Source organism: Mycolicibacterium sp. Y3, from assembly GCF_051188035.1.
GTDB lineage: Bacteria > Actinomycetota > Actinomycetes > Mycobacteriales > Mycobacteriaceae > Mycobacterium > Mycobacterium fluoranthenivorans.
On record NZ_JAVQLT010000001.1, the window covers coordinates 452,265 to 473,659 of the forward strand.

The following is a 21,395-nucleotide window of genomic DNA, read 5'->3' on the forward strand; positions in this document are numbered from 1 at the left end:
CGCCGCTCAGCCCGCCGCGCCGGTCAACGCGGGCAGCCCTGTCGTCGGGACGGAAGGGATCCCGGCGGTCGAGAGTCCCGGGATGGCGGCCGCCGTCCCGCTGAGTGTCTGCAGCGGGGCGGCATTGGTCGCCGCACCGGTGAGTGCCTGCAGGGGATTGGTCGTCGCACCGGTCACCGACTGCAGCGGATTGAGTGCCGAACTCGCACCCGTCAGCACGCCGGGTAGATGCCCGTTGGCGATGTCGTTGATCCACGACGGGCACTGGTTCTGGATGACGGCGTTGGTCACCCCACCCGCGATCGCACCGCCGATCGGGTTGCCGTTGGACTTGTAGGAGCCGCTGGCGAAGTTGGTGCCGGCCTGCGCGATCAGCGGGCAGAACATCTCACCGACTTGCGCGATCATCGAACTGATCGGTCCGTTGTTGCCGACGCCCACATCGTTGAGGACGGTAGTGACCGGATCGGCCGCGGCGCGCGGCATCGACCACCACATCGCGGCGATCAGGATGGCCACCGCGACCACCACGGGCCGCAGCACCGTCGCGATCACGTCTCCGGTGCGCACCAGGGCACGTCCGAGGGTCCGGCGGTTGGCCCAGTCCGGCAGTGTCTGGTGGTAAAGCGCAATGGTCATGTCGTTCCCCTTTGTTCCCCGATGGCATCGCGTGGATCGAGACGCGATGTCACTTCGGTAACGTTGGGCTACAAAGGTCACATTTTTAACACGGCACGGTAACCGTTCGAACCCTATGCGTTTCACAGCGTCGAGCTGTGGCGGGTTGATGAGAGGATGCCCGGTTTACTAAACGCGGAGTAAGAGATCGGGCGGTTACCTTAACGAAAATTGCGCGCGCTCAACCGAATCCGATCGGTGCTCGAGAGGGGGGCCAGCGCATCTACGGCGCGGCGAGAAAGAGAGGTTGTGGAGCCTAGGAGATTCGAACTCCTGACATCTGCCTTGCAAAGGCAGCGCTCTACCAACTGAGCTAAGGCCCCTCTACGGGTGATCGGCGGTGTGCCACACTTCGGCGCCGTGTCGCGACCGCCACACGACTGCTGCGGCTGCGATCACCGCCAGCACCACCACCAGCCTCAAGGTGTAACCCTTCCGTGGGCCTAGGAGGACTCGAACCTCCGACCTCTTCGTTATCAGCGAAGCGCTCTAACCGCCTGAGCTATAGGCCCGTATGTACCGCACTACGGCCGAGCGACGAGATTACCGTAACGGCACCCGTCTTCCCAAACCGGTGGAATCAGTCGCGATCGGCGAGGGTCACCTCGACGCCGCCGACCAGGTCCGTGGTGAGGTTGTAGATGAACGCGCCGGCGGTCGCCATCGCCGTCAAGAGCACGATGTTGACCAGGCCGATCAGCGCCGCGCCACCGAAAATGGTTCCGCTGGAGACGAGTTCGCCGCCGGTCCCGCTGTTGCTGGTGAGCAGATCGCCCACGTTGCTGTTCAGCTTGCTCCACACGCCCATACCGCCGAGCACCAGGTAGAGGAACGCCACGGCGATCATCCACACGAAGAACAGCGCCGCCGAGAGCACCAGCGAGACCTTCAGGGTGCTCCACGGGTCGATCCGCCGGATCTGCATGCTGGCCCGTACCGGGCCCTGCTTGCGGTTGGCGACCTGCACCCGGGTAGCCGCCGGAGCGGGCCGGGACTCGGCCGCGGGAGCCGGTGCCGGTGGGGCGGACGCGCGTGCGGGACGCGGTGCCGGGCCGGACAGGTCGGGGAGCTCACTCGCGTAGTTCTCCGACCGGGTCGGCTCGGGCCGCGGCGCCTCGACGCGCGTGGGGATCACCTCCGTCTCGCGCTGGGGGGTCTCACGCTGCGGGGCCTCGCGCTGCGGAGCCTCCCGTTGCGGGGTGTCGCGAGCCGGGGCGTTACCGCCGGCGATGAAACGGTTCAGCCGGGCGTCCACGCCGGGGGCGTGCGGTACCGGCCTGGCGCCGCCCTCAGCGGGGCGGGGCGGCTGCTCGGCCGGGCGGGCCGCACCGGCCCGGGCCGCCGGGCCGCGCTGCCACGGGGGCACCTCACCGTCGGGCGTGGCTGAGGGAGCGCCGGCCGTGCCGTTGGCGCCGCCGGGGCCCTCACCCGCCCGTGAGTGACCCGGTTCCTTGGGGGACGTCACCAGAGGTGCTCCTTAGCTCTGGCCCCGGGGGGCCGGTGGCAATCAGCATTCACGCTACTCATCGGGCGTCTCGTCGTCCTCGGGCTCCTCGGGGCCCTCCGCGTTGCGTGCAACGGCAATCAGTGTGTCGCCCTCACCGAGGTTCATCAAGCGCACGCCCTTGGTCTGCCGCCCGGCCTTGCGCACCTGGCGCGCCGCGGTGCGGATGACACCGCCGCCCGACGTGATCGCATACAGCTCGGTGTCGTCGTCGACGATCAAGGCACCCACCAGGCTGCCGCGGCGCCGGTCGTACTGGATCGTCAGGATGCCCTTACCGCCGCGGCCCTGGACCGTGTACTCCTCGATATCCGTGCGCTTGGCATACCCGCCGGCCGTGGCGACCAGCAGGTACGTGCCTTCGCGCACCACGTTGAGCGACAGCAGCCGGTCGTCTTCGTTGAACCGCATACCCTGTACGCCCGAGGTGGCCCGGCCCATCGGCCGCAGCGCCTCGTCGGTGGCCGAGAACCGAATCGACTGCCCGTTCGCGGACACCAGCAGCAGGTCGTCCTCGGCCGAGCAGAGCACGGCCCCGACCAGTTCGTCCCCGTCACGCAGGTTGACCGCGACGATGCCACCGGAGCGGTTGGAGTCGAAGTCGACGAGCTTGGACTTCTTCACCAAGCCGTTACGGGTGGCAAGCACCAGGTACGGCGCGTCCTCATAGCTCTGGATCTGGATGACCTGGGCGATGCGTTCCTCCGGCTGGAAGGCCAGCAGGTTCGCCACATGCTGGCCGCGCGCCGTGCGGGACGCCTCGGGCAGGTCGTACGCCTTGGCCCGGTACACGCGGCCCTGGGTGGTGAAGAACAGGATCCAGTCGTGGGTGGAGCAGACGAAGAAGTGGTTGACGATGTCGTCCTGTTTGAGGCCTGCACCCTGCACACCCTTGCCGCCGCGCTTCTGGCTGCGGTAGAGATCGGTCTTGGTGCGCTTGGCGTACCCGGTCTCGGTGATGGTGACGACGACATCCTCACGCTGGATGAGGTCTTCGTCGGTCACGTCACCGTCGGCAGCGATGATCCGGGTGCGACGTTCGTCGCCGTGCTTCTCGACGATCTCCTTGAGCTCATCGCGGACGATCGCGCGCTGGCGCTCCGGCTTGGCCAGGATGTCCTCGAGGTCGGCGATCTCGGCTTCGATCTTGGCCAGATCGTCGACGATGCGCTGACGTTCCAGGGCGGCCAGCCGGCGCAGCTGCATATCGAGGATGGCCTGGGCCTGGATCTCGTCGACGTCGAGCAGCTCCATCAACCCGCTGCGCGCGACATCGGCGTTGGCCGACGCCCGGATCAACGCGATGACCTCGTCGAGCGCATCGAGGGCCTTGACCAAACCGCGCAGGATATGGGCGCGCTCATTGGCCTTGCGCAGCCGGTAGCGGGTGCGCCGGATGATGACATCGAGTTGGTGCTCGACGTAGTACCGGATCATCTGGTCCAGGCGCAGGGTGCGCGGCACCCCGTCGACGATGGACAGCATGTTGGCACCGAAGCTGGTCTGCAGCTGGGTGTGCTTGTAGAGGTTGTTCAGCACCACCTTGGCCACGGCATCGCGCTTGAGCTCCACCACGATTCGCAGACCCACGCGGTCGCTGGACTGGTCCTCGATATTGGAGATACCGGTCAGCTTGGCGTCGCGGACCTGCTCGGCGATCGACGTGATGAAGTTGTCGTGGTTGACCTGGTAGGGCAACTCGGTGATGACGATCGAGGTCCGGCCGCGCGAATCCTCTTCGATCTCAACGACACCGCGCATGCGGATGGAGCCGCGACCCGTGGTGTAGGTGTCGTTGATGCCCTGTGAACCGACGATCAGACCGTGGGTGGGGAAGTCCGGGCCCTTGACCCGCTCGCAGCACGCGGCCAGCGTGGCTTCCTCGTCGGCCTCGTGGTTCTCCAGGCACCAGTACACCGCCTCGGCGAGCTCGTTGAGGTTGTGCGGCGGGATGTTGGTGGCCATACCGACGGCGATACCGCCGGAGCCGTTGGCCAGCAGGTTCGGGAACCGGCTGGGCAGAACCGTCGGCTCTTGCACCCGACCGTCGTAGTTCGGGATGAAATCGACTGTCTCCTCATCGATTTCGCGCAGCATCTCCATCGCCAGCGGGGTGAGCCGGGCTTCGGTGTAACGCATGGCGGCGGCGGGGTCGTTACCCGGCGAACCGAAGTTGCCCTGCCCGTCGACCAGCGGGTAGCGCAGTGACCACGGCTGGGCCATCCGGACCAGGGTGTCGTAGATCGACGAGTCACCGTGTGGGTGGTAGTTACCCATCGTCTCGGCAACCGAGCGGGCGGACTTGGCGTGCCCACGGTCGGGGCGGAAGCCGGAGTCGAACATGGCGTAGAGCACGCGGCGGTGCACGGGCTTGAGGCCGTCGCGGACCTCCGGTAGCGCACGGCCGACGATGACGCTCATCGCGTAATCGATGTAGCTGCGCTGCATCTCGTGCTGGATGTCGACCGGTTCGATGCGGTCAGTCGTTGCGCCGTCGTCGCCAGGCGGCAGAGTGGTGTCAGTCATCTGATTCCTATCGCGTTTTTCTGACGTTAAACGTCAAGGAAGCGAACGTCTTTGGCGTTGCGGGTGATGAAGCTGCGACGCGCTTCGACGTCCTCGCCCATCAGGATGGAGAACAACTCGTCGGCAGCGGCCGCGTCGTCGAGGGTGATCTGGCGCAGCACCCGCACCGACGGATCCATGGTGGTCTCCCACAGCTCCTTGGCGTCCATCTCACCGAGACCTTTGTAACGCTGGATACCGTCGTCGACGTTGATCCGCTTACCGGCCTTCTTTCCAGCTTCCAGCAGACCGTCGCGCTCGCGGTCCGAATAGGCGAACTCCGGTTCGGAGCGTTGCCATTTCAGCTTGTACAGCGGCGGCTGCGCCAGGAAGATGTGCCCGTTCTCCACCAGCGGCTTCATGAAACGGAACAACAGGGTCAACAGCAGCGTCGAGATGTGCTGGCCGTCGACATCGGCGTCGGCCATCAGCACGATCTTGTGATAGCGCAGTTTGGCGATGTCGAACTCGTCGTGGATACCGGTACCGAGCGCGGTGATGATGGCCTGGACTTCGGTGTTCTTGAGCACCCGGTCGATACGGGCCTTCTCGACGTTGATGATCTTGCCGCGCAACGGCAGGATCGCCTGGAACATCGAGTCCCGGCCACTCTTGGCCGAGCCGCCGGCCGAGTCACCCTCCACCACATAGAGTTCGGACTTGCTCGGGTCGGTGGAGCGGCAGTCCGCCAGCTTGCCGGGCAGACCACCGATATCGGTGGCACTCTTGCGGCGCACCAGCTCACGCGCCTTGCGAGCCGCGATACGCGCCTGTGCCGACGAGACCGCTTTGTTGACAACGGTTTTGGCTTCCGCCGGGTTGGCATCGAACCAGTGCTGGAGTTCCTCGTTGCAGATCTTCTGCACGAACGACTTGACCTCGGTGTTACCGAGCTTGGTCTTGGTCTGACCCTCGAACTGAGGCTGGGACACCTTCACCGAGATCACCGCGGCCAGACCCTCACGGATATCGTCGCCGGTGAGGTTGGGATCCTTGTCCTTGAGGAGCTTCTTGTCCTTGGCGTACTTGTTGACCACCGTGGTCAAGGCCGCGCGGAAACCCTCCTCGTGGGTGCCGCCCTCATGGGTGTTGATGGTGTTGGCGAAGGTGTGCACCGACTCGGAGTAGCCCGCGTTCCACTGCATCGCGATCTCAACCTCGTGACCGGGGCCCTTCCCCTCGAAATCGATGACGCTGGGCTGGATCGCGGTCTTGGTGCGGTTGATGTGCTTGACGAAATCGACCAGGCCGCCCGGGTAGTGAAACACCCGGTGCTTGACCTTGTGCGGTGCGGCGACCTCGGCCGCTTTCTCCTCGGCGGACTTCGGAGCCTCCGCGTGATCGCTGACGATCTCGTCGACGACCTGTTCCGGTGTCACGCGCTCATCGGTCAGTTCGATGGTCAGGCCCTTGTTCAGGAAGGCCATCTCCTGCAGGCGGCGGGCGATCGTCTCGAAGTCATAGGTGGTGGTCTCGAAGATGTCCGGGTCGGCCCAGAACCGGATGGTGGTTCCAGTCTTCTTGGTCGGCTCGCCCTGGCGCAGGGTGCCCGGGACCGACCGGTCATAGGTCTGGAACCACTCCATACCGTCCTTGCGGACATCGGCTTCCAAGCGGGTGGACAGGGCGTTGACCACGGAGACGCCGACGCCGTGCAGACCACCGGACACCTGGTAGGCGCCCTCTTCGAACTTTCCGCCGGCGTGCAGGACCGTCATCACCACATCGATGGTGGGGATACCGGTGGAGTGCATTGCGACGGGGATACCGCGGCCGTCGTCGGTGACCTGGACGCCACCGTCCTCGAGGATCCGGACATCCACCTTGGTGGCGAAACCGGCCATGGCCTCGTCGACGGCGTTGTCCACGACTTCCCAGACGAGATGGTGCAGACCGCGCTCGCCGGTGGATCCGATATACATGCCGGGGCGCTTACGGACCGCTTCCAGGCCCTCGAGGACCTTGATCGACTCGGCACCGTATTGATCTTGGGCAGCCACGTTGGACGCGTCTCCTTGGGGTTCGCGGGGGGCGGTATCGACTACCGCCCGCAGATCTCGTCCGAGTCTACCGTTTGACCCGCACTGGACTGACTCTGCGGCGGCGTTTTCACCTACCTAAACGCGGCGCCTGTGGAATTTCGCGCTCTTGGGTGCGTCCGCACGCCTGAGAAACTCCTTTATGAGGTTCTGGCGGCTTTCAGGCGACCTATCCGTACGTGTCGCGGGGTCCACGGCCGGAGATGTGGTAGCGACCTTTCTTCCAGGACGGTGCCTGCGGACCCAGGATTCTCATCGAGGTCACCACGCCGTCGCCGACGGCGGCCGCGATCTTGGCCAGGATCTGCGCCTGCATCATCCGCAATTGGGTGGCCCAGGCCGTCGATTCGGCGGCGACCGTCAGCACACCGTCGCGTAATCCCGTCGGTGTGGCGTGATCGGCGATATCGCCCCCGACCACCACGGTCCACTGACCGAGCACCGAACCCTCGGCGACCTGCTTGGACCAGCCGCGGCTCTGCGCCAGGTCACGGGTGGCGGCACCGAACGCCTGGGGGTCCCGGACATCGGGTCCGGGACCCGACCAACTCCGTCGTTTTCCGGCATGGCCGGTGCGCCGGGCGGGTGAGGTCTTACCGCGGCCCACATCCTTGCCTTGACTACGTGCGGCACCGCGGGCTTCCTCGAGCACCCGGCGCACCATATCCCTGGGATCCTCCGGTTCGGGAGCATCCGCGGGCGGGGTCTGACCGGTCATGACAGCACCTCCGATATCCGTCCCGTGTCATCGTCGCGCATATCCACCTCGATGCGGCGCGCGTCCCAATCCCCGGGCAAGTCGTCCGGGACCGCGGCGGTCACCAATACCTGTTCCGCGGATGCCGCGACTTTCGCCAGGGCTTGCCGGCGCGCACTGTCGAGCTCGGCGAACACATCGTCGAGCAAGAGCACCGGATCTGTGCCGTCGGTGCGCAACAGTTCGTACGCCGCCAGCCGCAACCCCAGTGCCATCGACCACGACTCCCCGTGACTGGCGAAACCCTTGGCGGGCTGATCACCGAGGCGCAACTCGAGGTCGTCACGGTGCGGACCCACCAGACAGACTCCGCGCTCCAATTCCGCGGAACGGCGCCGACGTAACTCCTCGAGCAGCGCCGCCTCGTACGCACCCGGGTCGACGGTGCCCGACGATGCCTCGGCCTCCACCGCCTCGGTGCCGCTGCGGTAGTGAATCGCGGCCGCCCGCGACGCCGGTGCCAACAGTTGGTAGGCCTTCTCCACTTCCGGGCCGAGCTGATTCACCAAATCAACGCGGGCCGAAAGTAGTTGTGCGCCATGGGATGCCAAGTGACCATCCCAAATATCGAGAGTGTCCACCAAACTGGTGTCACCCCGGTACCGGGCCGCCCCGGCGGATTTCAGCAGCGCGGTCCGCTGCCGCACCACCTTGTCGTAGTCGGCCCGCACCCCGGCGATCCGCGGGCGCCGGGTGGTCGCCACCTCGTCGAGGTAGCGCCGTCGTTCACCCGGGTCGCCACGCACCAACGCCAGATCCTCCGGTGCGAACAACACGGCCCGCAGCACGCCGAGCACCTCACGGGGACTGCGCACCGGTGAGCGGTTGAGCCGGGCTTTGTTCGCCCGGCCGGAGGTGATCTCGAGATCGACCGCGAGTTCGCGTCCCTCATTGACCACGATCGTCGAGACCACCGCGCGGTCGGCACCGGCTCGGATCAAAGGGGCATCACTGGCCACCCGGTGTGATCCGAGGGTCGCCGTATACCACAGTGCCTCAACAAGATTCGTCTTACCGTAGCCATTAGGTGCGACGAACACCGTCTGACCGGGACCCAGCTCGAGATCGGCCCGCGGCCACGAACGGAAATCCGTCAACACCAAATGACGTACGTACAAATCGTCGTCCCGGGTCAGCCCGACTCGGAGATCCGTTTGACGGCGTGCCCACCGAACTGGTTACGCAACGCCGCCACGGCTTTCATCGTCGGTGAATCATCTTGCCGGGAAAGGAATCTGGCGAACAACGAGGCCGCAATACCGGGAACCGGCACCCGCAGCCGAATGGCTTCCTCGACGGTCCAACGGCCTTCACCGGAATCATCGGTGTAACCGGTGATGTTGGCCAGCTCGGGATCTTCCTTGAGCGCCTTGGCCAGCAACTCCTGCAGCCAGGACCGCACCACGGTGCCATTCGACCAGGCCTGGTAAACCGCAGCCGGATCCTTCACCAACGGCTCCGCCGCGAGCAGCTCATAGCCTTCGGCGTACGCCGTCATCAGTGCGTACTCCACACCGTTGTGCACCATCTTGGTGAAATGGCCTGCACCGACCGGGCCGGCGTGGACGAACCCGTCGGCGACGTCACCGGCGGGGCGCAGGGTGTCGAAGATCGGCATGGCGCGTGCCACATCCTCGTCGCTGCCGCCGACCATCAACCCGTAGCCCTCGGTCAATCCCCAGATACCACCGGAGACTCCCGTGTCGATATACGAAATACCCTTGTCGCCCAAGAGCTTTGCGTGCGGGCCGTCTTCGGTGTAGCGCGAGTTGCCGCCATCGATCACCAGGTCGCCGGGCTGCAGATGCTCAGCGAGCTCCACGATGGTCTGGTGGGTGATATCACCGGAGGGCACCATGACCCACACGACCCGCGGCGCCGTCAGCGCCTCGGCGAGTGCCGCCAGGGTGGGAACATCAGTGACCTCGGGCCTCGGGTCGAAACCGATGACCTCATGGTCACCTCCACGCAGGCGCTCCCGCATGTTGAAGCCCATCTTCCCCAGGCCGACCAACCCGAGCTGCATATATGTCCCCTTTACGCGAGGTAGGACCGGTCAGCCAGGAAGACGTACCGGCATCAACAGATAGACGTAATCGGTCTGTCCGGCCGGGAACGGCCCGGACGAACCGACAGTCTCATCATTCTCGCCTGCCGGCCGCAACACTGCGGGACGGCTCGGTGTCGTGAAGCCGAACGTCACACGCTCGGAATGCAACGAACTCAGCCCGTCGGTCAGATAACCGGGGTTGAACGCAATGGTCAGCGGCTCGCCGGAGAATTCCACCGGCAGATCTTCCTCAGCCTTACCGACATCGTCGGCACCGGCCGACAGCCGGACCACATCGGCGTCGAATTCCATCCGCACCTGCGCCCCACGATCTGCCACCAGCGCCACACGTTTGATCGCCTCGGTCAGCTCGGCGACGCCGACGGTGGCCACCGCAGTGTGCTCGGTGGGCAGCAGCTGGCGGAACTTCGGGAACTCCGCATCCAGCAGGCGGGTGGTGGTCCGCTTGCCGTTGGACCGGATTCCCAGCAGGCCTTCCTTACCGACGGACGCGCCGGCACCGAGCGCCAGATGCACCTCGGTACCCGCGGTGCCGGCCTTGGCGGCGTCGGCCAGGGTCTTCGCCGGCACCAGGACGGCAGCCTCGACCCCGGCGACCGAGGTCGACCAGGTGAGCTCGCGCACGGCCAACCGGAACCGGTCCGTTGCGGCCAGCACAACTTTCTCCCCGGTGATCTCGACGCGGATACCGGTGAGCATGGGCAAGGTGTCGTCGCGGCCAGCGGCCACCGCGACCTGGCCGATCGCCTGACCGAACAGATCAGCCGAGATCACACCGGTCTCGTCGGGCAGGGCGGGCAGTGACGGGTAGTCCTCGACTGCCATGGTAGGCAGCGAGAATCGGGCACTACCGCAGGTCAGGGCGACGCGAGTGCCTTCCACGCTGACATCGACGGGCTTGGCCGGTAACGACCGGGTGATCTCCGAGAGCAGCCGACCCGATACCAAAACGCTTCCCGGAGAAGCGATCTCGGCAGCAACCCGAATCTCGGCCGACGTCTCGTAGTCGTATCCGGAGATCGTCAGCCCGTCGTCGGACCCGGTGAGCAGCACGCCGGCCAGCACCGGGACGGTCGGGCGACTCGGCAGGTTGCGAGCGACCCAGGCGACCGCGTCGGCAAAATCCTCACGTACCAGGCGGAACTTCAAATCGGTGAGACCAACGCTCGTCGTCACCACGTCCATAACGTCCCTTCGATCTACCGCATCAAACAAGCACAAGAGCGCGGATGCGCAGTGTCGCTCCGAGCCTAGTCGCGATGTGATCGGCGACCATGCCGGCTATCGAATCACCACCGTAGAGCGTTCGACGCGAAGTTGAAAGCGATTCCCTCGCCGAGACCGAGGCTCCCGAGGAGCACGCCCGGACCGCCGGAATGCTCTGTCCCCAACAGCCTTCTTCTAAAGAAGGAACTAAGTAGATATACAAGCAACAGTAATAGGGCCTGTGCAGGTTGGGGATAGCCCCATGGCGGTGCTGGTCGGGACGCCCGCGCGGGTGTGGGCAGGCTGTGGAATCACAAGGCGAACACTGGGTGTGAATGTGGATAACTCCGGCGGTGTGGAGTGAACGAGGGTTGTCCGGCCGGTTGCGCGCAACTTCTCCACAGCGGTATCCACACCGATTCTTGTGACAAAGGGGGCAGCCGGGACAGAAGTTTTTTGGAAAAATTCTCCGGCGATGGGTGCACCACACAGCACCTCGAGCGGCGAGGCGGGTGAAAGTTCGTCCGTTCGGCTCACATCGGGAGCCGGGAGGGGAGCGTCAGCCCTTGGAGCGCTGACGGATCCGGGTGGTGAGTTCCTTGACGTGATCGAAGATCTCACGCCGTTCGGCCATACCGTCGCGAATCTTGCGCTCGGCGTACATCACAGTGGTGTGGTCACGACCGAATGCCTCACCGATCTTGGGCAGCGACAGGTCGGTGAGTTCCCGGCACAGATACATGGCGATCTGCCGGGCCTGGGCCAGTGCGCGGGTCTTGCCGGGCCCACGGAGCTCCTCGAGAGAGGTCTCGAAGTACTCGGCGGTGGCGGCCATGATGGTCGCCGTACTGATCTGCACGGTGCTGGCATCGGCGATCAGGTCGCGCAGCACGATCTCGGCCAACGCCTTGTCGATCGCGGTATTGCTCAGCGAGGCGAACGCGGTGACCCGGATCAGCGCGCCCTCGAGCTCGCGGATATTGCGTTCGATCCGGCTGGCGATCAGCTCGAGCACGTCGGGCGGCACGTCGAGGCGGTCCATCTGCGCCTTCTTGCGCAGGATCGCGATCCGGGTTTCCAGCTCCGGTGGCTGCACGTCGGTGATCAGGCCCCACTCGAACCGGGTGCGCAGCCTGTCCTCGAGGGTGGCCAGCTTCTTGGGCGGCCGATCCGAGGAGATGACGATCTGCTTGTTCGCGTTGTGCAACGTGTTGAAGGTGTGGAAGAACTCTTCCTGGATACCTTCCTTGCCCTCGATGAACTGGATGTCATCGACCAGCAGCACGTCGATATCGCGGTAACTGCGTTTGAACGACGCCTTGCGGTCGTCGCGCAGCGAGTTGATGAAGTCGTTGGTGAATTCCTCGGTGGAGACGTACTTGACCCGCATCCCGGGGAAGAGCTTCTGCGCGTAGTTACCCGCGGCGTGCAGCAGGTGGGTCTTGCCCAAGCCGGATTCGCCCCAGATGAACAGGGGGTTGTACGCGCGGGCCGGCGCTTCGGCGATCGCGAGCGTGGCGGCATGCGCGAAGCGGTTGGATGCGCCGATGACGAACGTCTCGAAGGTGTAGCGCCGGTTCAGGCTGACATCATCGGGTTCGGGATTGGCGGGCTGCGATCGGTTGAAGAAGGTCGGCCAGCTCTGCTCGGCGCTGGTGCGGGCCTCGAGGTCGTCGTCGACTTCCTCGGTATCGGTCGGCGCCGGGGCCGCCACCGGTTCGGCTTCGGGTTCCGGCGTGGAGATCCGCACGGCCAACTCGACCCGCTGACCGAGTTGACGGCTCAGCGACGCGACGATCGGCTCACGCAGATGCCGTTCGATCTCGTTCTGGACGAATGGCGTCGGAACCGACAACAGGGCGAACCCCTCGGTGATGACCAGAGGTTGCACCATCCGGAGCCAGGCGCGCTGCTGTGCGGTCAGTGACGATGTGAGTTCGGCGACGACGTTGTTCCAGATCGTGCCGAAGGAAGCATCGGGGTCCGCGGCCAACGACGCTTACCCCCTTGCGGCTGGCCTGGGCGGTGCCCAGGATCGACGACGACAAACTGTCCACATGGTTATCCACAGTCTGTGGAGAGTGGCCAGCCTTGATTGTCGCGTCGTCTGTTGGCTTGTTCGTATGCGGGGAAACCTGTGTCGGAGCTCGTCACGTGCGTTGTCGCGTGTGGGCTCTCGGCCGGCGGTTGTCCTCGCTCTGGTGTCCGGCGCCGCTTCGTTTCGAAACGGCATTGCCAGAAGCTAACAGTTTTCTCTCCGAGTGCCAACCGTTCTGCAACATTGCCGGGAGGTACCTGGCGAGGGCCGTAATGTTGGTGACGCGTGTGACTTTTGTGATTTCACAGGGGATTCGAAAGTGAGCATGCGCACAGGCGGGGGAGCGGTGGCAGAGGATGACGAGCGCAGGTTTGACCCAGGGAAATCTCGTCAGTACCCTCGAGCAGTCGCCCGCACGTGGTGATACGGCTGCGACCCGGGTATCCGGGGACCGCGCCGGTTAGTACATGAGATCGACGAGCTTACCAACGGTGGTCGTGATCGCATCGCTACGAAACACTCGTGGTGGTGAGGTCGCGGCCCCATATGTAACAAGGAGAGACAGCCGTGGCCAAGGGCAAGCGGACTTTTCAGCCGAACAACCGCCGCCGGGCCCGTGTGCACGGTTTCCGTCTGCGCATGCGCACCCGTGCCGGCCGGGCCATCGTGTCCGCGCGGCGCGGCAAGGGTCGCCGTTCTCTGACTGCCTGATTCGATCAGGACTCAGGGCGGTGCTTCCGGCCCGAAACCGGATGACACGGTCGACTGATTTCGGTGTCACGGTTCGTCAAGGAGTAAGGGCTGTTCAGCCTGATCTCGTCGTGCATGCACTGCGCGGTGGGTCGGGTGACTCCGGTGACCGCACAGACGGCCCGAAGATCGGCCTCGTCGTGTCGAAATCTGTCGGCACTGCGGTGCAACGCCATCGAGTGTCCCGTCGGTTGCGTCATGTGGCGCGCGCCATGCTCGGCGATCTGGACGTCTCGGATCGGGTGGTCATTCGCGCCTTGCCCGGCAGCCGAGACGCCCTCTCCGCGCGGCTCGAATCCGAGCTGCGCGCGGCCCTCAAGCACACCCGGATCACGGCCGGAGCCGGGTCGTGAAGGGAAGGGCAGCCAGCAGCGTCATCTTCGTCATCCAGCTGTACCGGACGATGGTGTCACCGCTGCGGTTGCCCTCATGCCGCTTCACCCCAACCTGTAGTGAGTACGCCGTCGATGCCTTGACCGAATGGGGCCTGATCCGCGGCGGATGGTTGGCCGTGGTGCGGCTGGCCAAATGTGGGCCATGGCATCGCGGCGGATGGGATCCGATACCCGAGCGGTGTGATCACACCGCGGGGCCAACGTCAGCGGTAATCGTCAGGAGCGACTCTCTTGTTTAACTGGTTCAGCCTGGACATCATCTATTACCCGGTGTCGGCGATCATGTGGGTCTGGTACAAGCTGTTCGCCCTGATTCTGGGACCCTCGAACTTCTTCGCCTGGGCACTTGCGGTGATGTTCCTGGTGTTCAGCCTGCGCGCGATTCTGTACAAGCCGTTCGTCCGCCAGATCCGTACGACGCGCCAGATGCAGGAGCTGCAGCCGCAGATCAAAGCACTGCAGAAGAAGTACGGCAAGGACCGCCAGAAGATGGCCCTGGAGATGCAGAAGCTCCAGAAGGAACACGGGTTCAATCCGATCCTGGGCTGTCTGCCCATGCTGGCGCAGATTCCGGTGTTCCTCGGGCTGTTTCACGTGCTGCGGTCCTTCAACCGGACCCAGGGCGGTTTCGGTCAGATCCATCTCACCGTCGAGGAGAACCGGGCCACCGGTAACTACGTCTTCAGCCCTTCCGATGTTGCGCACTTCCTCGATGCGAATCTGTTCGGTGCGCCGCTCGGTGCGACGATGATTCAGAAGACGGGTTTGGACGCGTTCACCGAATTCAACCGGGCCTCGGTGATCGCGGTGGGTGTGCCGATCATGATCCTGGCCGGCATCGCGACCTACTTCAACAGCCGCGCCTCGGTGGCCCGGCAGAGTCCGGAAGCGGCGGCCAACCCGCAGACCGCGATGATGAACAAGCTGGCGCTGTACGTGTTCCCGCTCGGCGTCGTGGTCGGTGGCCCGTTCCTTCCGCTTGCGATCATCCTGTACTGGTTCGCGAACAACATCTGGACATTCGGCCAGCAGCACTATGTGTTCGGGAAGATCGAGCAAGAAGAAGAGGCCAAGAAGCAGGAGGCCATCGCACGCCGAGCGGCGAACGCCCCGGCACCGGGTGTGAAGCCCAATCGTGCGAAGCGGCCGGCCAAGGAACTCAGCGAATCCGAGGGTGTCGAGGATTCAGTGGTACCGGATTCCGTCGAGGATTCCCCGGGCAAGGTGGAGGACACGAACACCGGCACCGGCACAGCCAACAAGACGCCCCGTCCAGGTGCGCGCCCGAACCGAAAGCCGAAGCGCTAGTCGCGCTGACCACGGCGCGAGGCGAGTGAAGCCAGGCGGAGAAGACCAGGCCGACGGCCAGGCGACTGGGGTGAAGGTCCCCGGAAGCGGACGCGGCAGATTAAGGAGAGAACGACATGACTGATGCGGAGACCACGGAGCGGACCGAGGATGCGGTCGACGAAGCGGATACGGCTGCCCCGGAACCGACGGACGATCTCGAAGACCGTCTGGTCGCCGAAGGCGAGATCGCCGGTGACTATTTGGAGGAGCTGCTGGACCTCTTGGACTTCGACGGCGATATCGATCTGGACGTCGAGGGCGATCGGGCCATCGTGAGTATCGACGGCGGTACCGACCTCAACAAGTTGGTCGGGCGTAAGGGCGAGGTGCTCGATGCTCTCCAGGAGCTGACCCGGTTGGCGGTGCACCAGAAGACCGGTGAGCGCAGCCGGCTGATGCTGGATATCGCGCGGTGGCGTCGGCGCCGTCGGGACGAGCTGGCGGCGCTGGGGGACAAGGTGGCCCGGCGGGTGGTGGCCTCGGGTGTGAGCGAAGAGCTCGCGCCGATGACACCGTTCGAGCGCAAGATCGTGCACGACGCGGTGGCCGCGGTCGACGGTGTGCGCAGCGAGAGCGAGGGCGCTGAGCCCTCCCGCCGCGTCGTCGTACTGCCGGCCTGAATTACAGGGATGTAGTTCCAGCCATACAAAAACAAGGCCGTCGGCCTGGGTCATCCGGAGGATGTTTCACGTGAAACATGGCGAACTGAGTCCGGCTCCCCAGTCGGCGGCCTTGTGCTTTGGCGAGCGTGCCGATCTGGCTCGCCGCTACGGCGAGATCCTGGCGGGGGCCGGGATCGAGTGGGGTCTGATCGGACCGGCTGAACTCGACAGGTTGTGGGATCGCCATCTGCTCAACAGCGGTGCGGTGGCGGAACTGTTGCATCCCGGTGAGCGGGTGGCCGACATCGGGAGTGGGGCGGGGCTGCCGGGTATACCGTTGGCGATAGCACGCCCGGATGTCCGGGTGGTCCTCGTCGAACCTCTGCTTCGCCGAAGCGAATTCTTGCGAGAGGTCGTCGACGATCTCGGTCTGGAAGTGACGGTCGTTCGCGGCCGCGCGGAGGATCCGGGAGTTCGGGATGAGGTAGGGGAGTTGGACACGGTGACGTCACGAGCGGTCGCCTCATTGGACAAGCTGGCTCGGTGGAGCATGCCTCTGCTGCGTGTCGGCGGGCGGATGCTCGCCCTCAAAGGGGAGCGGGCCGAGCAGGAAATCGTGGATCACGAGCGGGCCTTGCGTTCGCTTGGTGCCACCGACGTAAGGGTGGTGAGATGTGGCGTGGACTATTTGAATCCACCCGTAACCGTGGTCGCGGCAACGCGAAGCCCGCGGACGGATCGATCGGTGCGATCCAACAGGAGGAAGCGATGACGCCGGGACCGGCTCAGCGACCAGATGGTCCCGATGTTTCACGTGAAACATGGACGGCGGACGGCGCAGGCACGTGGAACGGAGACCCCGGCGCGGACACCCCGATTGCGGCAGAAGCCGAGCGGGCCACCCGGCTGCTGCACAACCGCGGCGGCAGCCTGCCCAAGCCGTCACGTCAGCGGGTGTTCACCATCGCCAACCAGAAGGGCGGCGTCGGCAAGACCACCACGGCCGTGAACGTGGCGGCGGCGCTGGCTCGACAGGGCCTACAGGTCTTGGTCATCGACCTCGATCCACAGGGCAATGCCAGCACGGCGCTGGGCATCGAACACCGGCAGGGCACACCGTCGTCCTACGAAGTTCTCATCGGTGAGATCCTCCTGCACGACGCGCTGCAGCGCAGCCCGCACAACGAGAGCCTGTTCTGTGTGCCGGCGACCATCGACCTGGCGGGCGCCGAGATCGAGCTCGTCAGCATGGTGGCTCGCGAGGGACGGCTGCGGACGGCGCTCATGGAACTCAAGCAGCACAGCTTTGATTACGTCTTCATCGACTGCCCGCCGTCGCTCGGCCTGTTGACCATCAACGCACTAGTCGCCGCGCCCGAGGTGCTGATCCCGATTCAGTGCGAGTACTACGCCCTGGAGGGGGTGGGACAGCTCCTGCGCAATATCGAGATGGTGAAGTCGCACCTCAACCCCGAGCTCGATGTCACCACGGTCATTCTCACCATGTACGACGGGCGGACCCGACTGGCAGACCAGGTGGCCGAGGATGTGCGCGCACACTTCGGGGACAAGGTGCTCAAGACGGTCATTCCGCGCAGCGTGAAGGTCTCCGAGGCACCCGGGTACGGGATGACGATTCTCGATTACGATCCCGGTTCCCGGGGAGCGATGAGCTATCTCGACGCCAGCCGTGAGATCGCCCATCGCGGACAGGTTGTCGATCAGCAGAGGGGACAGGCGTGAATCAGCCATCGAAGAAGCGCACCGGTCTGGGTCGGGGCCTGGCATCGTTGATCCCCACCGGCCCCGCCGACGAAGATCCGTTGGGCAGCAAGCTGGGGAGCGCGGCCGCCGATGTGCTCATGGGTGGCCCCGCGGCCGGCCCCGCCGCTCCGGCGGCGGGTAGCCCGGCCGCGGTGTCGGAGTTCGGTGCGGTGTACCGCGAGATCGATCCGAAGCTGATCGAGCCGAACCCGCGCCAGCCCCGGCAGGTGTTCGACGAGGAAGCACTCGCCGAGATGGTGCACTCCATCAAAGAGTTCGGTGTCATGCAGCCGATCGTGGTGCGGGCATTGTCCGGTGCCGGCGACGGGGCGCGCTACCAGCTGGTGATGGGGGAGCGGCGGTGGCGCGCCTCGCAGGAGGCCGGGCTGTCCGCCATCCCGGCGATCGTCCGCGAGACCGCTGACGGCGATATGTTGCGCGACGCGCTTCTGGAGAACATCCACCGGGCCCAGCTGAATCCGTTGGAAGAGGCGGCCGCCTATCAGCAGTTGCTCGAGGAGTTCGACGTGACCCACGACGAACTCGCGGTCCGGATCGGACGATCCCGCCCGCTCATCTCGAACATGATCAGGCTGCTGCGCCTGCCCATCGCGGTGCAGCGCAGAGTGGCTGCCGGGGTGTTGTCCGCCGGGCACGCCCGCGCACTGCTCGCCCTGGAAGGTGGACCCGACCGCCAGGAGGAGCTGGCGGCCCGGATCGTTGCCGAAGGATTGTCGGTGCGGGCCACCGAAGAGGCCGTGACGCTGGCGAACCGGAACGGTCCGGCGGAGCCGTCGTCGCCGCGACGCAAGCCGATCCAGATGCCGGGACTGCAGGATGTCGCCGAGCAGTTGTCCACGGCCTTCGACACGCGGGTGACGGTGAGCCTGGGCAAGCGCAAGGGCAAGATCGTCGTCGAGTTCGGGTCGGTCGACGATCTGCAGCGGATCGTCGAACTGATGAACGCCGCCAAGTCGTAAATGGCCGAAATGGGTGTTGTCGAGGTGGACCCTAGGACACAGGCGAATTACGTCACTGTGACACTGGACCGCGGGACGGCCGGCTTCCACCGACCCTGCGCGGGAGATGCCATGTCCGGCAATGCATTTCGTCGTCGACGTGCTACCGGACGCAAGAACCGGCCTGGCCCGGCCGTCCGCGGCGGGCTCTCCTATCCTGGAGGGGCAGCGCAAGCGGTCGTAGCGTCATCTGCCGGGATTTTGTGAGAGTCGGGGGTCGAAGTGTCATCGCGAATCACGCCACTCCGGCTTGAGGCATTCGATCAACTGCCCAAGCACGCCCGGCAGTGCGTGTTCTGGGAGGTGGACCCGTCGACCCTGGGTGGAGACGATCATCTGGCCGATCCCGAATTCGAGAAGGAAGCCTGGCTTTCCATGGTGATGCTCGAGTGGGGATCGTGTGGGCAGATCGCGGTCGAGTGTGCTTCCGCTCCGGGCCAGCAGGACGTCGCGCAACCAGATCTGCGCAGCGACTCGGCTTGCCTGGGATATGCCTTCTATGCTCCGCCGGGTGCGGTCCCGCGGGCGCGGCGTTTCCCGACCGGCCCGGTCAGCCCGGATGCCGTGCTGCTCACCTCATTGGGTGTGGACGTGTCCGATGACACCGGCGCACTGCCTCGCGGATTGATCGCCGCGGTGGTCGGGGATTTGGTGCGCCGGGGGGTCAGGGCGCTGGAGGCCTTCGGCCGTACCTCCGCGATGTTGACACTCGATCCGGCCGCCGTGCCGGCGGATCTGCTCCCGGTGATCGAGGTGCTCGGGGATTGCTCGACCGAGCAGTGCATCATCGACTCCGACCTCCTTGCCGAGGCCGGTTTCGAGGTGGTGGCACCGCACCCTTACGTGCCGAGGTTGCGGCTCGAACTCGAGCAGGGACTGGGCTGGAAGGCCGGTGTCGAAGCGGCGCTGGAACGTCTGCTCGAGTCGGCCCGCATGGAGGTACCGGTCGGAGCGGTGCCCTGCGGCTGATTCCGGGTGCAGCGCTAGCTGGGTGAAACGCGGCCGGCCTGTTCGACCGACAGTTCGTGCGCGAGCAGCTCGGCGAACGTGAAAGTACCGGTCGGGCGGTCGTTCTTGCCAAGCAGGTACAACCGCTTGACCGCGGCCAGCATTCCTTCGGCGATAGCGTCGCGGGTCGTGCTGGAAGCCAACAACTGTCGGTCGTGTGGATTGGTGATGTAACCCAAATCGACCTGGACCGTGGGCATTCGGGTCAGGCGCAGCAGGTCCCAGGTGCGGCCGTGGGTGCGGCAGTCACGTAAACCTGTGCGTGCCACCACTTCCCGCTGGATGAAATCGGCGAGATTGCGTCCGATCGTGGACACCGAGCCGTGCGAGTTACCGAAGTGGAACGACGCCACCCCACTTGCGGCGGGGCTCACGTGGCTGGTGAAACGCAGGCTGATCATCAGGTCCGCGCCCACGCTGTTGGCTGTCTCGGCCCGCTCGGCATCCGACGGGCTGCGGCCCCCGGGCCGGGACAGGAAGGTGTCCATACCGATGGCTGTCATTCGGCCCTCGAGCCGAGTCGCCAAGTCCCACAGGATGTCCGCTTCGCTGATCGGACCCGCTGGGCCCTGCATGATCAGCCCGTGGTCATCCCCGCCGCGACCCGGATCGATGATGATCCGCTTCCCGGACAGCCGCGGGCCCGAGCGCCGGACCAGCTCCTCCTCGCGGATGGCGTGCAATGAGCCGCCGGTGACACGGGAGCCCAGAAAGTACAAGGAGCGCAACGTATCCGGGCCACAGATCCCGTCCGGGAACAGTCCGTACTCGCGCTGATAGGACATTAGGCCGTTGTGCGTCTGCAGGCCGAAATGCCCATCCACCAGGCCGGTGTAGAACCCGAGGTCCTGCAGCCGGGCCTGCAAGGTCGCGACGTCGTCGCCGTACATCGGGGCCCCGAACTGGTGGGCCAGGGTGCGGGCGCCCAGTTGGTAGGACGCCTCCTTCAGTGCCCGGAAGGTGGCCTCACCGACCATGCCGTCCACCAGCAGACCACGATGCTGCTGGAACGCGCGGACGGCGTGGTCGAGATCCTCGTCGAACACATCCAGCGCGACGTGCCTACCGGTGGTCAGGTCGGCGTCCGGGTTGTCGATCATGCCCAGTGCCGCAAGCGCCGACCTGATCTCGGTGACCGCCACTCCACGGTCACCTCGACGCAGAATCGACATACCTGGCCTTTCACATACGCTGCAGTCGGCACGAGCCGACGACTGCTGGACGGACTGACAGCATTGTCGCAGATACGTGCGAGAATCCGGAAACTTCCGGGAACGGGGAGTGCCTGCGCGTTACCTGTTAAACGTGCTCCGCGATCTCCCGGAGCAGGGCTGCCTTGCCCTTTGCACCGACGATACGCTTGACCGGCTGGCCGCCCTTGAACAAGATCAGCGTCGGGATCGACACCACCTGGAAGTCACGGGCGGTCTCCGGGTTGGCGTCCACATCGAGCTTGACCACCCGCAGGTCGCCGGTCTTCTCCTTGGCGATCTCCTCGAGCACCGGGGCGACCATCTTGCACGGCCCGCACCAGGTCGCCCAGAAGTCCACCAGCACCGGGGTGGAGCTGGACAGCACATCCTGGCTGAACGAGGCGTCGGTGACGGTGCTTGTTGCGGAATCTTCGCTCATATCGTCCTCCTGATCGG

General features: G+C 65.2%; 20 protein-coding genes and 2 tRNA genes. 9 read left to right on the top strand and 13 right to left on the bottom strand.

Features of this window, described 5'->3' with window-relative positions:
* Positions 1-6: 6 nt before the first annotated feature.
* From QN239_RS02190 to dnaA, 11 genes are all read right to left on the bottom strand, one after another.
* The gene (locus tag QN239_RS02190) at positions 7-639 is read right to left on the bottom strand and encodes a hypothetical protein (protein ID WP_499007991.1); all 633 of its coding nucleotides are present in this window, start codon (positions 637-639) and stop codon (positions 7-9) included.
* Between the two features lie 289 nt (positions 640-928).
* Positions 929-1,001, bottom strand: a tRNA-Ala gene (locus QN239_RS02195).
* A 115-nt stretch (positions 1,002-1,116) separates the two neighbouring features.
* Positions 1,117-1,190 (bottom strand) — tRNA-Ile (locus QN239_RS02200).
* A gap of 68 nt (positions 1,191-1,258) precedes the next feature.
* On the bottom strand, positions 1,259-2,143 hold the full coding sequence (locus QN239_RS02205) for a DUF3566 domain-containing protein (RefSeq protein WP_499007993.1): 885 nt from the start codon (positions 2,141-2,143) through the stop codon (positions 1,259-1,261).
* Positions 2,144-2,197: 54 nt separating this feature from the next.
* The gene (gene gyrA / locus QN239_RS02210) at positions 2,198-4,708 is read right to left on the bottom strand and encodes a DNA gyrase subunit A (RefSeq protein WP_187097529.1); all 2,511 of its coding nucleotides are present in this window, start codon (positions 4,706-4,708) and stop codon (positions 2,198-2,200) included.
* 26 nt (positions 4,709-4,734) lie between these two features.
* Positions 4,735-6,801 (bottom strand): DNA topoisomerase (ATP-hydrolyzing) subunit B, encoded by a 2,067-nt coding sequence (gene gyrB / locus QN239_RS02215; RefSeq protein ID WP_499016503.1) that lies wholly within the window; start codon positions 6,799-6,801, stop codon positions 4,735-4,737.
* 154 nt (positions 6,802-6,955) lie between these two features.
* The gene (locus tag QN239_RS02220; protein WP_499007995.1) at positions 6,956-7,504 is read right to left on the bottom strand and encodes a DUF721 family protein; all 549 of its coding nucleotides are present in this window, start codon (positions 7,502-7,504) and stop codon (positions 6,956-6,958) included.
* Entirely contained in the window at positions 7,501-8,661 is a 1,161-nt protein-coding gene (gene recF / locus QN239_RS02225) for a DNA replication/repair protein RecF (protein WP_499007996.1), read from the bottom strand. Before recF ends, QN239_RS02220 begins: the two co-directional genes overlap by 4 nt.
* A gap of 14 nt (positions 8,662-8,675) precedes the next feature.
* Positions 8,676-9,569, bottom strand: a complete 894-nt coding sequence (gnd, locus tag QN239_RS02230; protein WP_499007998.1) for a phosphogluconate dehydrogenase (NAD(+)-dependent, decarboxylating) — start codon at positions 9,567-9,569, stop codon at positions 8,676-8,678.
* 30 nt (positions 9,570-9,599) lie between these two features.
* Positions 9,600-10,793 (bottom strand): DNA polymerase III subunit beta, encoded by a 1,194-nt coding sequence (gene dnaN, locus QN239_RS02235; protein WP_499007999.1) that lies wholly within the window; start codon positions 10,791-10,793, stop codon positions 9,600-9,602.
* A gap of 586 nt (positions 10,794-11,379) precedes the next feature.
* The gene (gene dnaA / locus QN239_RS02240; protein ID WP_090359542.1) at positions 11,380-12,813 is read right to left on the bottom strand and encodes a chromosomal replication initiator protein DnaA; all 1,434 of its coding nucleotides are present in this window, start codon (positions 12,811-12,813) and stop codon (positions 11,380-11,382) included.
* Between the two features lie 612 nt (positions 12,814-13,425).
* Here dnaA and rpmH point away from each other — a divergent pair.
* From rpmH to QN239_RS02285, 9 genes are all read left to right on the top strand, one after another.
* Positions 13,426-13,569 carry a 50S ribosomal protein L34 gene (gene rpmH / locus QN239_RS02245; RefSeq protein WP_073695092.1) on the top strand — a complete coding sequence of 48 codons (144 nt, stop codon included), beginning with the start codon at positions 13,426-13,428 and terminating at the stop codon, positions 13,567-13,569.
* Between the two features lie 20 nt (positions 13,570-13,589).
* Positions 13,590-13,961: a ribonuclease P protein component gene (gene rnpA, locus QN239_RS02250; protein ID WP_187097532.1), complete on the top strand. Its 372-nt coding sequence runs from the start codon at positions 13,590-13,592 to the stop codon at positions 13,959-13,961.
* Positions 13,958-14,242: a membrane protein insertion efficiency factor YidD gene (gene yidD, locus QN239_RS02255; protein WP_499008001.1), complete on the top strand. Its 285-nt coding sequence runs from the start codon at positions 13,958-13,960 to the stop codon at positions 14,240-14,242. Before rnpA ends, yidD begins: the two co-directional genes overlap by 4 nt.
* A 43-nt stretch (positions 14,243-14,285) precedes the next feature.
* Complete coding sequence (gene yidC, locus QN239_RS02260; protein WP_499016505.1) at positions 14,286-15,311, top strand: membrane protein insertase YidC; 1,026 nt, start codon at positions 14,286-14,288, stop codon at positions 15,309-15,311.
* 116 nt (positions 15,312-15,427) lie between these two features.
* Positions 15,428-15,973 carry a Jag family protein gene (locus QN239_RS02265; protein WP_090359535.1) on the top strand — a complete coding sequence of 182 codons (546 nt, stop codon included), beginning with the start codon at positions 15,428-15,430 and terminating at the stop codon, positions 15,971-15,973.
* 61 nt (positions 15,974-16,034) lie between these two features.
* On the top strand, positions 16,035-16,727 hold the full coding sequence (gene rsmG, locus QN239_RS02270; RefSeq protein ID WP_187097534.1) for a 16S rRNA (guanine(527)-N(7))-methyltransferase RsmG: 693 nt from the start codon (positions 16,035-16,037) through the stop codon (positions 16,725-16,727).
* A complete protein-coding gene (locus QN239_RS02275; protein WP_499008004.1) occupies positions 16,724-17,698 on the top strand; it encodes a ParA family protein in 975 nt (324 codons plus the stop codon). The genes rsmG and QN239_RS02275 overlap by 4 nt, the downstream gene beginning before the upstream one ends.
* Positions 17,695-18,699, top strand: coding sequence for a ParB/RepB/Spo0J family partition protein (locus tag QN239_RS02280; RefSeq protein WP_499008005.1), 1,005 nt, complete (start codon positions 17,695-17,697; stop codon positions 18,697-18,699). Before QN239_RS02275 ends, QN239_RS02280 begins: the two co-directional genes overlap by 4 nt.
* Before the next feature lie 261 nt (positions 18,700-18,960).
* Positions 18,961-19,707 carry an acetyltransferase gene (locus QN239_RS02285; protein ID WP_499008006.1) on the top strand — a complete coding sequence of 249 codons (747 nt, stop codon included), beginning with the start codon at positions 18,961-18,963 and terminating at the stop codon, positions 19,705-19,707.
* Between the two features lie 14 nt (positions 19,708-19,721).
* Here QN239_RS02285 and QN239_RS02290 read toward each other — a convergent pair whose 3' ends face one another.
* Both QN239_RS02290 and trxA read right to left on the bottom strand, forming a co-directional pair.
* Positions 19,722-20,918, bottom strand: coding sequence for an N-acetylmuramoyl-L-alanine amidase (locus QN239_RS02290; RefSeq protein ID WP_090359526.1), 1,197 nt, complete (start codon positions 20,916-20,918; stop codon positions 19,722-19,724).
* A gap of 127 nt (positions 20,919-21,045) precedes the next feature.
* Positions 21,046-21,378 (bottom strand): thioredoxin, encoded by a 333-nt coding sequence (trxA, locus tag QN239_RS02295; protein WP_090359524.1) that lies wholly within the window; start codon positions 21,376-21,378, stop codon positions 21,046-21,048.
* Between the last annotated feature and the right edge of the window lie 17 nt (positions 21,379-21,395).

What these genes read in the sequence shown, in the direction of transcription:
- QN239_RS02190 (WP_499007991.1), bottom strand. Translation starts at nt 639, where the DNA reads ATGACCATTGCGCTTTACCACCAGACACTGCCGGACTGGGCCAACCGC.
- gyrA (WP_187097529.1), bottom strand. Translation starts at nt 4,708, where the DNA reads ATGACTGACACCACTCTGCCGCCTGGCGACGACGGCGCAACGACTGAC.
- QN239_RS02220 (WP_499007995.1), bottom strand. Translation starts at nt 7,504, where the DNA reads ATGACCGGTCAGACCCCGCCCGCGGATGCTCCCGAACCGGAGGATCCC.
- gnd (WP_499007998.1), bottom strand. Translation starts at nt 9,569, where the DNA reads ATGCAGCTCGGGTTGGTCGGCCTGGGGAAGATGGGCTTCAACATGCGG.
- yidC (WP_499016505.1), top strand. Translation starts at nt 14,286, where the DNA reads ATGTGGGTCTGGTACAAGCTGTTCGCCCTGATTCTGGGACCCTCGAAC.
- QN239_RS02265 (WP_090359535.1), top strand. Translation starts at nt 15,428, where the DNA reads ATGACTGATGCGGAGACCACGGAGCGGACCGAGGATGCGGTCGACGAA.
- rsmG (WP_187097534.1), top strand. Translation starts at nt 16,035, where the DNA reads ATGTTTCACGTGAAACATGGCGAACTGAGTCCGGCTCCCCAGTCGGCG.
- QN239_RS02275 (WP_499008004.1), top strand. Translation starts at nt 16,724, where the DNA reads ATGACGCCGGGACCGGCTCAGCGACCAGATGGTCCCGATGTTTCACGT.
- QN239_RS02290 (WP_090359526.1), bottom strand. Translation starts at nt 20,918, where the DNA reads ATGTCGATTCTGCGTCGAGGTGACCGTGGAGTGGCGGTCACCGAGATC.
- trxA (WP_090359524.1), bottom strand. Translation starts at nt 21,378, where the DNA reads ATGAGCGAAGATTCCGCAACAAGCACCGTCACCGACGCCTCGTTCAGC.